Source organism: Natronorubrum amylolyticum (genome assembly GCF_052040145.1).
Classification (GTDB): Archaea; Halobacteriota; Halobacteria; order Halobacteriales; family Natrialbaceae; genus Natronorubrum.
On sequence record NZ_JBPPFW010000001.1, the window covers coordinates 785,995 to 798,437 of the forward strand.

A 12,443-nucleotide genomic window follows, 5' to 3' on the forward strand; every position below is an offset into this window, starting at 1 on the left:
AGAGTCTGAAAGCGGTCGCCGAGATCAGAACGTAATTTCGGTTTCGACGATCGTTACGACGAGTCGGTCGGGACTGCACTCACCGTCGTCCCATCCGTTACTATCGAGTGCAGTTCCCCAGGCAGTGTCGTACTGACCGTCCGTACTGCTGGCCTCGATCGAGATCGTTTCATCGTCCTCTACGTCAATGACGGTAGAATATCGATCGTCGACGCTCATCGTCACGCCGAGTCCCTCGCCACTCCGTATCGATTGGTCCCCACCGGTGATGCTAACCAGCGAAATGATCGCCGTCTCTTCCTTGCAGGTGATTCGTGGCTGTTTGAGGACGGCGCTCCCGCTCTCGTCCGCGCGGACGAGTCCGCCACCCTCGTAGGCAATCGATTCGCCGCCGTCGTGGTATCTGAACTCGCCCAGATTGATCAGATCATTGTCAGGGTTGTACTCATCTAATTGGTCCACGACCGGATCGTCGTCAATTGTTATATCGAGCGTCGTCCCGTCACCACTCGTCGTCACCGTCCCCTCGCGCATCGAAATCTCGCCGTAGCGCTGATCGACGCCGCTGTAGCGCAGCACGTCGTTGAAGTTGTCCGAGAGGGCGTCCATCGCTCGCTCGGCATTTGTGAGCTGTTCGTTCTCCTGATAGTCATGCATCGCCTGGAAGCCGACGGTGTACAACAGCCCGACCGAGACGAGGATCATGCCGAAGACGAGCACGAACGCGACAACCTCGGAAACCGCACGGTCGTCGAACCGCGTCTTCGAACTCGAGTCGTCCTGCCGATCGATCATCTATCGGCCCCCGCGATCGAAATCTCTCCATCGTCGTTCGTGATTTCGATCGGTCCACCCGTTGCCGAATTACCTTCGAGACTCCCCTCGACTGCGAGTGGGACGTGAACCGTCACGTCGACGTTGTGTGACGACAACTCGAGGCAAGGCCTATCGCCGTCGATGAGTGGTGCCTCGTCGTCGCGACACTCCTCGAGTAACTCGACGGTATACTGGGAGTTCGAAATCGTCCGCGGATGATCTGCGGTGATCGTCGCGGTATCGCTCTCACTTTCGTCCTCGTCTACGATCCGGTCGACGTTGTCAATCTCGCCGGCGAGTCGTTCGCCGACGGTCTCGAGCGAAGTCTCGGTCGAGCGCTCCGTTTGCGAATCCAGCATCGCATTCCCCGCCATCAACAACATCGCGATAAGGATCGTCGTGATCGCGATGGTCAGGACGTGTGTAAGCGCAACGGACATCCCGCGGTCGGTCTCCCGTGCTGGACCGATCATGATGGACACCCGGCTTCGATCGTCCGTTCCTGTTCGTAACTGAGATCAGTTGAGTCGTACGTTATATCGACCGTCGCATTTTCTCCGGGATAAATATCACCTTCGGTGACATCGATATGTACTGCTGTTGGACTCGAATGGGCTGTCGAATTCTGGTACGTTCCCGCAAATGCCGTAATGTTCTCTTGGACTTGGCTACTGTCCCCTTCTGTCTTCTCGAGAAGACAACCGATTCCCTGGGTAATCTCGAGTTCGGTCTTCTCTGCCGTAGTCGCACTTTGACCCGTATCGGCCGACGAGAGCGTCTCAGTGTAGAGGACGCCGTTGAAGATGACGACGACGCCGAGGATGATGAACGCGAGTGTGATGGCACCGATGAGGATTACTTGGCCGCGGTCCGGTGTGTCGGCTGTTTGCTGATCCTCACCGCGTCGCTGCGTGAACGAATTGTCACTTACCATATGGATATTCGAACCTCCACGACGTTGTACACTTCAGAATCCTCTTCTGTGGCTGGCGGGATCGGATAGTTATCATCATACGCTTCTCGAAGTTCGTCGTCTTCATCAGGTGCAGTTAGAGTATCGCTCTCGTACAACGTGACGGTATAACTCGCCGTGACGGACTCAGATTCTCCCTGATAGACGAGGTATGTGCTGTTCTCGTCGTCGAATTCGCCGCTTTCGTTCTGGGCGACAAGTTCGATGTTGTAACTCATGCCACTGCTCGTAAACCGATCGACCATGATGTTACCAAGTACGAACTCGTCATAGAACGCTGAATCATTGGACGATTGATAGTAACCTTGGCCGCTGTCATCCGAATCCCGAAACTCACCGTCACCGATATCCCAGTAGCGAATCATCTTCGACAGGTTGCTCCCATCCTCCTCATCCGCCGTCGCGGCAATCATCAGCGCATCCTGCGTCTCCTGTTGTACCTGAGCTTCGACCGTCCGATCCGCCAGTCCGCCGGTCGTCGGCGTGATGACGACCGACTGCAACGCGAACAGGAGTGCCATCAGGACGATCATCGCGCTGATGAACCCCTCGAGGGTGTAGGCCTGTCCACGATCGGTTGTAGTGTTGTCTCGCATGGTGTCACCAGATCCTCACGACGAGTCGGCACGCCGGCTCACACTCGTCGTCATCGTCAATACTACCACTCTCGACCGTCACGATCCGAGCCGAACTGGCCGCCGACTGATCGTTGTACTCGGGCCCGAAGCCCTCGACTGTCGTACTCTCGTTGAGCGATTGCAAACTCACGTTCACCCGTTCGATGGGATCGTCGTCGTTGTTCGTTCGGAGACCGAGCTCGTCGACCGTCTCGTCATCGCTCATTTCGTCCCAGCTAATCTCGTTTGGACTCTCAGACTCTGTTGAAAGTTCGTCAACGACCTTATCCGCAATTCGATCCGCCTGCGCCGTCTGGCCGCCGCTGGTCGACGAATCGAACGGCGTCAGCATCGTCGGGAGAAACGAGAACACGAACGCGACGGCGAGGATGAACACGCCGATTCCGACGATGAAATCCTGCGTGGTCTGGCCGCGATCACGCAGCGAGAGCGACACCGTCCGCGGGCGGGAATCTCGAGTTCGGGTCCGAGTGCGTCGTCGATCTCGAGTCATCTATGCCACCAGTGTCCAGCCGACGAGGGCGATCGTCGCCAGTCCGACGGCGTATTTCAGGCCACTCAGGATGTCGGCGTCCCGGATGTAGCCGCAGATGAACCCGGAGATGATCGCCTGCATGGTGACGGCGTGGAAGAACAACACCGCCAGCATATCGACCTGAATGTTCTCGCTCAGGTCGGCATCCGCGAGTTCACCTCCGCCAGCACCACCAGCATCTGCGGCGTCGGCATCACCGCTGCCGGCTTCCAGTCCCGCCATCGTATCGATGAACTGCGTCTTGAGGATCGCGATCACCGCGAGGACGGTCAGGAACGTCATGATGATGATCACGACCTGCATTCGGGTGCGGGACTTGCGTTCCCGTTCGATATCGTCGTGATTCTCACTTGCGCGTGCGGCCGTTCGGAGCACGTCCGAGATCTGGTTCGACGCCTCCTGTGCTTCGGTGATCAGGCGAGTCGTCCGGGCAAGTCGGGGGATGTGGTACTTGTTGTTGAACTCGAGAAGTGCGTCCTTCAGGCTCGTCCCGTAGTTGACCTTCGTGTGCATCATCTCGAACTCGCGAGCCAGTTTGCCGCTTGTCGTGTCGGAGACGGCCTTGAGCGACTCGAGCAGCGTCAGTCCGGTGTCGTTCGAACTCGAGAGCTTGCGCAGGTCCTCGGACAGCTGACTGACGACGGCGTTTCGGTGGCGAACGTTCCACTCGCGGAAGACCGCAAGCGGAATCGCCATGACGTACAGCGGGAGGTAGATGTAGAGGAACGTCCCCCAGATGGGGTTGTCGAGGAGTTGGTCCCACGAGAGCGGTGCCGAGCCGTTCATCATGGCGGTCGCGATGATCACGAGCGACGCCGGCAGTGTCAACGCGAGCGTGAACAGCGGGTTGTCCCGGAAGAAGATATGTGGCTTCTGCAGGACTTCCATCGTCTCGTACGTCCCTTCGCGGTTTTTGATGCGGTCGAAGACGCTGTGTTCGCCCGTGAACTGCTCGACGAGACCGAGGTTGAGCAGTCCCTGATCGCGCGCGGTCTCGATACGTCGGTCGTTACCGCCCATCGAGAGGTAGCCGTCACCCGGCTCGTCGTGTTTGACCGTCGAAACCAGCACCAGAAACCCGATCCCGGTCAGCGGAATCAGACCGTAGACGGTCATATACAGCATCTGGTTCGAGACCTCCGCGTCCGGGATCATCTGCATGACGACCATGATGATGATCAGGAGTAGCGGGAACAGCGAGAGCGTCATGTACATCTCGCCGAACAGTTCGAGGGTCTCGAGCGTGAGCTCCTGTTCCTGTTTGGCGGTTCGCATGTGCTTTTCCTTTTTGTCCTCGAGGAAGCTTTCCATGTCACCACCGCTGTTGACGATCGAGAGCATGTCCGTCAGGAACTGGGAGAGTTCGTCGCTCGGCGTCTCGAGCGCTTGCGTTCGGATCGCGGTTCGGTAGTCGACGTCGAAGTACTCGGTCTCCTTGACGATGCTCTGGAACTCCTTTGCGACTTCGCCGTAGGTGTCGTCGGCCTCGGCCATCGCCTCGATGATCTCGAGTTGGTTGAGTCCGCCGACCGACAGCGCGTACATGAACGAGACCGAGTCGGTCATCAGCATGTTGATCTCGCGCTTGCGGGCAGACGCGCGGGAGTACGGAATCGCAACCAACGAGCCAAAACCGAGGGCGAAGCCGATCGAGCCGAAGACGAGTCCGGTGACGAAGACGAGCGCCGGCACCCGAAGCAGTTCGATGAGTTCGAGGAGCGCCTCGCTGCTGACTGGGAATCCGAGAATGTTATCCACCTGGATGAGACCGGTCGCGAAGAGGGCGTATCCGAGGAGCAGTCCGAGCAGCCACAGTGCCAGCCCACTAATGAAGCCGATTCCGAGCGCTCGAGAGAGGTACAGTTCGACCGTATCGGTCATCCGGGCCTGTGCGAGCTTCGTCTCGACGTCGGTGACGAACTCGCTGTCCTCGCTGAACAGCCAGTCGTACAGGGGATAGAACGTATCACCCAGAATATCGGAGCTACCCGATACGCCACCGGAGCCCGCGCCGCCGGTTTGGAGGCTCATGAGTCGGTCTCCTCGCTATCGTCGAACAGCGATCCATCGTCGCCGTCGTCCTCGTTCTCGTCCCCATCGGTGTCGTTGGGGCCCTTGAAGATCGAATCGCCCGTCTCAGTTTTCCCAGTGTCGCCGAACAGCGATCCATCGTCGCCGTCGTCCGGCACGTCGTCATCGTCGTCGGCAAAAATCGGATCGGCGTCGTTTCCGAAGATCGATCCCGATTGCTCGATGTCGTCGTCTTCTGACGTCGCTGCGTTTGACTCGCTGTCGACGATACTTTGCGGACCGTCACCGGTGTCACCAGCGGACTCGGTCTCGTCGCGCCCCGTCTCGCTGACGCTCGCTCCCTGCTCGTCTACCACCGGCTCGTCACTGCGGCTGCGATTATCGGCCCCTACCGTGTCGGGTTCGTTCGACTCTTCGGACTCGTCTGTCCGTTCCGGCGTTTCGTCCGCCGACGGCGCGTCCAGTTCGATCGTCGGTGCCTCGACGCTCTCGGTGTCTTCCGGTACTGACTCCGAGTCGTCGCTCACCGCCAGCGTCGAGTTGTCGCCCGTTTCTGCTGCTGTGGGGTCGTCAGCGGTCTCGATCTGGTCGCTGAAGTCGCCTGCTACTTCGTCGGCCGCCTCGGGATCGAAGATCGACTCGAGATCGCCCTCGGGGAACATCGAATCGAAGTCGGAGGTATCGGGTGTCGCCTCCGACACGGGTTCGGTCGCTGCCGGCGACGTCTCACCGGTGTCGAGCCGATCGATCGTCTCATCCATATCGTCGAACAGACCCCCCATGTCACCGTCTTCCGGGTCGTCCGTGGGGAGGACTGTCGCCTCCTCGCCGGACTGTGACGCGGCCGGCGCCGATTCGGCTCCGGCACTCGTCGCCGGGGCGGGTGGCGATTCGGTTTCGGTCGGCGCTTGGCTAGCCGTGTCGATCCCGCCCGTTTTGGCACGCTGGTCGACGGTACTCGCGGACGAACTTCCACCGGAATCGGCGGCCGTCGCTTCGGTGGCCGTCCCGCCGGTGGCACTCGCGCCTCCGTCGTCCGACCCGATATCGAAGCCGGTGTCGTCGCTGAGCCACGCCGGTTCGGTCTCTCCCTCCTGCGATCCGGCTCCGAACCCGCTCGAGCCGTCGCCGAGTTCCCACTCGTCGTCCTCGATGGTCTCGTCGACCTCGCCGGCGAACTCGAACTCGTCGGCGTCGGCGCGGTCGACTTCGATCGGGTCCGCCTCCTCGACCTCGCCGAGCGAACTCGCGAGTCCGCTCGGCACCTTGCCGCGATACTCCTCGAACAGCGACTCCTCCGCGCGCTCGAGAATGTCCATCGAGAGGTTGTACGTCTCGTCGCTCGCGTCCGGGCGGGGAACGAGTTCTTCCTTTTCGGGGTCGACGTCGATCAGGACGCTCTCCATCTCCCGAAGGTCCTCGAGGCTGTCCTCGAGCTGGCCGTTCGCGATGAGTGTCAGGATCGTGTCCGGGTCGTTGATAAACGCCTGGGCGGTCGCTGCGACCTCCGCGTACGTGTTCAACCCGTTCTTGATGAGATAGGCGAGGATGACCTCGCGTTTGAACAGTTCCTCTTCGAGTTTTTCGTTGCTCCAGCCGCGGTCGAACTGGATCTCGTCTAAGGTGTTCGAGTCCCCCATCTTGAGGTACTCGTCGGTCTCGGCCTGCCACTGGTAGACGTCCTGGACGTTGATCTCGTCGTGTTCGGCCTCGTAGTGGTTGATCTCCGTGAGGGATTTGTTTCGTCGAACCTTCCGGCCCTGCACGCGGGTCTGGGTCTGGATCGACACCAGGTCCAGCGCGGTGAACATCGTTTTCGAGACGTTAATCGGGTCCGTCGTGAACCGCTTCAAGACCTCGTCGACGGAATCCGCGTGGAAGGTGGTGTAGGTGGTGTGGCCGGTCGACATGACCTGGAAGAGGGTTCGACCCTCCTCACCACGGATCTCACCCATCACGATGTAGTCGGGCCGCTGACGTAGTGCGGCTTCCAGCAGGTCGAACTCGTCGACGTCACCCTGCTCGTCGTCGGCGAACGAGGGCCGAGTGACGCTCGCGATCCAGTTCCGCTGGGGAAGCTCGACCTCGCGGGTGTCCTCGATGGAGACGATTTTCGCGCTCGAGGGGATAAACAGCGAGACCGCGTTCAACGAGGTGGTCTTCCCGGACGCAGTACCGCCGGCGAAGATCAGGCTCTTGTGGTTCTCGATACAGAGCCAGAGGAACGCCATCTCGTCCAACGAAAAGGTGTTCCAGTTGATGAGGTCGATCGGCGTGAACGGAACGTCCTTGAACTGACGGATGGTGTAGTTGGTCCCGTGGTCGGAGACCTCCTTGCCCAGGGTCAACTGCGCACGCGAGCCATCGGGTAACGTCGCGTCGACCTGCGGAAGTCGCTTACTGATACCCTTGCCCGAGCGCTGGGCGAGTTTGACGACGAAGTCGTCGAGTTCGTCCTCGCCGTGGTAGATATTCGAGATGATCTGCTCGTACTCGGAGTGGTAGACGAAGACCGGGGAGTTGTAGCCGTCGACGGAGATGTCCTCCACGTTGATGTCGTGTTTGATGCCGTCGATGCGCTCGTAGCCGATGAAGTTCCGTTTGAGCTGGTAGAGCAGCTTCTCGACCTGGTACTCGTTTAACGTGTCCGGATCGTCCGCGAGAATAGCCGGCTCCGGTCGAACCTCGATCCCCTCGAGCTGTGTCGGCCCCGACGCTTCCTCATCTTCCTCGTCGCTGTCGAGTAAGTTTTGGAGCGTCTCGAGGATGCCCTCCTGTGTGCTCCCGGAAGTCTTCTCGAAGAGGTCGTACCGTTTCAGCAGGCGTCGCGTCTCGTCTTCGATGACGACCCGTCGGCCATCCTCGGTCGCTTTCTCCTTGATTCCATCTTCGGAGTACTTGATCGCCGTCCTGAGTTTGCCCGAGAGGAACTCCTGCAGTTCGATCTCGATCTCGTTCAGGTACGGTTCGATCATGTAGTACTTCTTCTCGTTTTCCTTCTCCGAGTGGAAGATGACGACGTACGCGTAGGGCTTGTTGACCCAGTAGCGTTCGACCTCGCGGAAGTGAGTCTTCTTGTCCATCGGAACCGCCTTCTCGAGGTCGTAGCGGTTCGAGACGGTGGTGTTGCCGTCGGCCGTCGAGAAGAACTCGTCTTCCTCGATATCGTCCTGAATGTTGACGGTCCGCTCCTCGATGAGTTCGTCCAACTCCATCGCAACTTCGTCGCCGGCGAACAATCGCTGCTCTAACGTGTCTGGGTCGAACCCGAGCGCCTCCTCCTCATCGTGACGGACGATCTCGCCGTCGCTGTCACGCGGCCGGGAGCCGTCGTCTTCGTAGTAGTACTCCCACTTGTAGTGCTCCCACGTCCAGACGTCTTTGGTGACTGGCGTCGTCTCCGGATCGACGTAGTCGAGAAACGTTTCCTGAAGTACGTCGGCGTTGTCGCCGGCGATCGGCAGCAGATTCGATCGGAGATCGTCCGGGTGAAAACCGAGATAGGTCGCGGGATCGAACTCGACCCGATCCCAGTCGTCCCCGGTCGGGACCGAGTGTCGTGCCGATTCGTCGGTGTCGAGCCCCAGTTGGTCGTCACCCGTCGGTTCGTTGGGATACAGCGTCGAAATCTCGTCGCCGTACCCGTACTCGTCCATGAACGCTTCCCACGTGTACTCGCCGACGCGAGCGCCGGGACTCGAATCCGAGTCCGCGCCCGACGCGTGAGACCGGTTGTCCGCCGACCCGGGGTCGGATGCCTCCTCATCAGAAAAGTCCCCGGCATCCGACTGGTCGGCCTCGTCAATAGCCATTGTCGTCACCCAAACGCTTACCCTTCAAAAAATTCATCCACACATTACCACTTCTGATAACTCCGCGCACAGGGCTGCGTACCCGTCGTATTGCCACGTGTTTATTTGTTGCCATTATTACGGTCACAGTCCGATCACTCCGGTTGATTACCTCTACTTGTCTAACGATACTATTTATAATATTGGTCGAAATTATCGGTCGAGTCGATCCGAGCGTGCGACCGAGCCATCCCTGACTGGTACAACGAGTGCGCCGGGGAGAACACATATGCGGTCAGCACCAGTATCGATCGACCGATGAATACCACGCCGCAACAGGCTCGATCGACCGAGGACTCCCGTCGAAGCGCGTCCACCCAACGCAACGGAGCGGATTCGTCGTCCGAACGGGTGATCTCGCGATGACCGAGCAGTTCAGCCTCGAAGGGCAGGTTGCGATCGTCACCGGCGGTGGTCGCGGTATCGGTCGAGCTATTGCACTCGGTCTCGCCGATGCCGGTGCTGCGGTGGTCCCATCGGCGCGCTCGGCCGACGAAATCGAGGGCGTTGCTGACGAAATCGAAGCCAACGGCGGCGATGCACTGGCCGTTCCCGCGGACGTAACCGACTCGGACGCAGTTGCCAACGTGATCGAGCGGGCCGACGACGCGTTCGGCGGCATCGACGTCGTCGTCAACAATGCCGGATTCAACCCCGACGACGCGCTCGGCCGGCCCGAGGGCGTCGCCACAGAAAGCCTCGACCGCGTTCTCGACGTCAACCTCAACGGCGCCTACGAGGTGACCGCCGCGGCGGCCAACCACCTCCACGAGAGCGGCGGCTCGGTGATCAACGTCGCGAGCGTTGGCGGTCTCGTCGGTCTCCCCCGACAGCATCCTTACGTCGCATCGAAACACGGACTCGTCGGACTCACGAAGAGCATGTCGCTCGACTGGGCGCCCGACGTCAGGGTCAACGCCGTCGCACCGGGGTACGTCTCGACGGAGCTGACCGAAGAGCTCGAGTCGAACGACCGACTCCGACAGTCGATTATCGATCGGACGCCGCTAAACCGGTTCGCCGAGCCCGACGAGATCGCAGGGCCAGTCGTCTTCCTCGCCAGCGACGCGGCGAGCTACGTGACGGGCTCGTGTCTCGCGGTAGACGGCGGCTGGACGTCGCGGTAGTCTGCAGACCAGCCCCTATACGGGCACTCTCTTCCATCAGTAGACGTCACAGCAGTATCTGCAACCAATGTGTTTTTTCACACGGTATCGGGGAATCGTTGTAAATACCTTTGGGAGTCTTCCACACGCCCGGGAATTCTCTCCCGCGCCTATCGTACGGCCGCGCGAAGGACCCGTATGCAGTACTCCGACTCGAAGCAGGCACAGGAACTCGCCGACCGCGCCCACGAACTGATGGAGGAGGTCGTCCTCCCGCTCGAGCGCGACCGACCGGGCGGGATGGCCGTCTCGAGCGGCACCGTCGCGGATCTCCGCGAATCGGCTCGCGAGTACGGCGTCTACGCACCCCAGATCCCCGAGGAGTACGGCGGGATGGGGATGAGCTTTCGCGACGCGTTGCCCGTCTTCGAAGAGGCCGGCCGCAGCCTGCTCGGCGCCGCCGCGATGCGCGTCGACGCCCCCGACGAGGGCAATATGCACCTCTTAGAACTCGCGGGCGACGACCTCCAGAAGGAGACCTATCTCGAGCCCCTCGTGCAGGGAGAGATCGCGTCCGGCTTCTCGATGACCGAACCGCTGCAGGGGGCCGGCTCGGACCCGAAAATGATCCAGACTACCGCCGAAAAAGACTCCGCCGAGGAAACCTCGGCTGATCCTCGAGAAGTTGAGGCTTCTCGAGACGGAGACGAGTGGGTCATCAACGGCCACAAGTGGTGGACGTCGAACGGCGTCGAAGCCGACGTTCTGATCGTCCTCGCACGAACCGATCCGGACGCCCACCCTTACGAAGGCTGTTCGCTGTTTCTCGTCCCGGCCGATGCCGACGGTGTCGACGTCGTTCGCGACGTTCCACACATGGGCGGCGGGCCCCGCGGTGCCTCCCACGCCGAAATCGTCTACGAAAACGTTCGCGTCCCCGAGGAACACCTACTCGGCGAACTGAATCAGGGCTTCACTCACGCTCAGGAACGACTCGGCCCCGCTCGTCTCACCCACTGCATGCGCTTTTCGGGCATGGCCCAGCGCTCCCTCGAGATCGCGAAAGCATACATCAGCGAGCGCGAGGGCTTCGGGTCGACGCTCTCGGAGAAGCAGTCACTGCGCTACCGGATCGCCGACGCCGAAACCCGACTGCACGTGGCCCGAACCGCGATCCGCGACGCGGCCGACCGGATCGACGCGGGCGAGGAAGCGCGCATCCCCGTCTCGATGTGCAAGGTCTTCACCGCGAACGTCACGCAGGAGGCGATCGACCTCGCCGTGCAGTGCTGTGGCGCCAACGGTATCGGGAAAGACCTCCCGCTCGCTGACTTCTACGAAGCCGTCCGCAAGTTCCGGATCGTCGACGGCGCCGACGAAGTCCACCGACGCGTCATCGCTCGCGACGCGTTCGAAGACACGCACGACGAGGAACTCGAGCCCTTGACCCGCTTCGGCAAGCCGAACACGCGGGGCGCCGGCGGGCACTGACTCGGAGCTCACGGTCAACGCGGCCCGACGCCGCTCGTTTCTCTCGACCCTCGTTTTTGCCGGAGCGCTCGAGTCGATCGATATCTGTCGACTCGAGTAGTTGCCCGCTAGTCAGTTTGGAGGGTGAGTGGCTCGAGCGGTCGCTCGCAACAGGTTACGAGTGTGGGTGTGGTGGGATTCGAACCACGGTCGGACGTGCTCGCTCCGCTGCGCGCGACCTCCCTGATTCGAATCCCGTCATGCCGGTTCGCTCGGCGACTCGCTCCGCTCGTCGCCTCGCTGCACGGGCGTGACGGGATTCGAACCCGCGATCAGAAGGTTAGGAACCTCCTGCCCTCTCCGCTAGGCCACACGCCCCGTCAGAAAAGCGTTAGTTCGATTCCGTTTCGGTCTCTTCCTCGGTGACCGGTTCCGTGTCGACGAAGTCGTCGTCGGAATCGGTGTCGAGTTCGCCTTCGGCCTTGGCGGCGGCGAACTCCTCCTCTTCACCCTCTTCGAACCCTGCTTCGCGCATCTCCTCGAGTTCGGTTTCAACCTTTTCACGACCCTTCTGGAACTCGCCCATGGCCTCACCGGTCGACCGGGCCAGCTTCGGGATCTTGTTCGCCCCGAAGAGCAGAATGGCGATGAAAAGGATGATCAGTAGTTCCGGACCCCCTGGAATAGGGGCAAACAGCGGTGCGATTTCGACTACCATCTCTATGCGTGGCTAGTCCGCTGGCAATTATAACCTTTTTGGACCACTTAGAAAAACAAGTATCGGCGAAAGTCCGTTTGAGAGCCGTTTTCGAGCTAATTGTACGATCTCAATGCGGTAATTTAGATTCGATTTTCGAACTGTCCCAACACGTCGGCCGGCCGCCGAACGGAGCGACACACCGCAACATCGGCTGTGACACGACAGATTCGGTCGACTCGAGGGCGGACGATCGGGACCGAGGTCGCGCCCGCGCCCACCAGTGATCCGTTCCGCGAACGAAACTGACTTTCCGAGTTATCGTC

Annotated in this window: 10 protein-coding genes and 1 tRNA gene; 2 read left to right on the top strand and 9 right to left on the bottom strand. The window is 60.5% G+C overall.

Annotated elements, in window-relative coordinates; all coding sequences use genetic code 11:
- Positions 1-24: 24 nt before the first annotated feature.
- The 7 genes from ACSFDB_RS03970 to ACSFDB_RS04000 are packed head-to-tail and all read right to left on the bottom strand — an operon-like array spanning position 25 to position 8,805.
- On the bottom strand, positions 25-795 hold the full coding sequence (locus tag ACSFDB_RS03970) for a DUF7289 family protein (RefSeq protein ID WP_440769729.1): 771 nt from the start codon (positions 793-795) through the stop codon (positions 25-27).
- Positions 792-1,289, bottom strand: a complete 498-nt coding sequence (locus tag ACSFDB_RS03975; RefSeq protein WP_440769730.1) for a DUF7266 family protein — start codon at positions 1,287-1,289, stop codon at positions 792-794. The genes ACSFDB_RS03970 and ACSFDB_RS03975 overlap by 4 nt, the downstream gene beginning before the upstream one ends.
- Positions 1,286-1,750, bottom strand: coding sequence for a hypothetical protein (locus ACSFDB_RS03980; protein WP_440769731.1), 465 nt, complete (start codon positions 1,748-1,750; stop codon positions 1,286-1,288). Before ACSFDB_RS03980 ends, ACSFDB_RS03975 begins: the two co-directional genes overlap by 4 nt.
- On the bottom strand, positions 1,744-2,385 hold the full coding sequence (locus ACSFDB_RS03985; RefSeq protein WP_440769732.1) for a DUF7288 family protein: 642 nt from the start codon (positions 2,383-2,385) through the stop codon (positions 1,744-1,746). The genes ACSFDB_RS03980 and ACSFDB_RS03985 overlap by 7 nt, the downstream gene beginning before the upstream one ends.
- A gap of 4 nt (positions 2,386-2,389) precedes the next feature.
- Positions 2,390-2,920, bottom strand: a complete 531-nt coding sequence (locus ACSFDB_RS03990; RefSeq protein ID WP_440769733.1) for a DUF7287 family protein — start codon at positions 2,918-2,920, stop codon at positions 2,390-2,392.
- Complete coding sequence (locus ACSFDB_RS03995) at positions 2,921-4,993, bottom strand: type II secretion system F family protein (RefSeq protein WP_440769734.1); 2,073 nt, start codon at positions 4,991-4,993, stop codon at positions 2,921-2,923.
- Complete coding sequence (locus ACSFDB_RS04000; RefSeq protein ID WP_440769735.1) at positions 4,990-8,805, bottom strand: type II/IV secretion system ATPase subunit; 3,816 nt, start codon at positions 8,803-8,805, stop codon at positions 4,990-4,992. The genes ACSFDB_RS03995 and ACSFDB_RS04000 overlap by 4 nt, the downstream gene beginning before the upstream one ends.
- 401 nt (positions 8,806-9,206) lie before the next feature.
- On the opposite strand from ACSFDB_RS04000, the gene ACSFDB_RS04005 reads away from it, so the two are divergent.
- Entirely contained in the window at positions 9,207-9,971 is a 765-nt protein-coding gene (locus ACSFDB_RS04005; RefSeq protein ID WP_440769736.1) for an SDR family NAD(P)-dependent oxidoreductase, read from the top strand.
- 177 nt (positions 9,972-10,148) lie between these two features.
- Entirely contained in the window at positions 10,149-11,441 is a 1,293-nt protein-coding gene (locus ACSFDB_RS04010) for an acyl-CoA dehydrogenase family protein (RefSeq protein WP_440769737.1), read from the top strand.
- 284 nt (positions 11,442-11,725) lie between these two features.
- Here ACSFDB_RS04010 and ACSFDB_RS04015 read toward each other — a convergent pair.
- Positions 11,726-11,798: transfer RNA gene (locus ACSFDB_RS04015), tRNA-Arg, on the bottom strand.
- A 13-nt stretch (positions 11,799-11,811) separates the two neighbouring features.
- A complete protein-coding gene (gene tatA / locus ACSFDB_RS04020; RefSeq protein WP_006089241.1) occupies positions 11,812-12,138 on the bottom strand; it encodes a twin-arginine translocase TatA/TatE family subunit in 327 nt (108 codons plus the stop codon).
- Between the last annotated feature and the right edge of the window lie 305 nt (positions 12,139-12,443).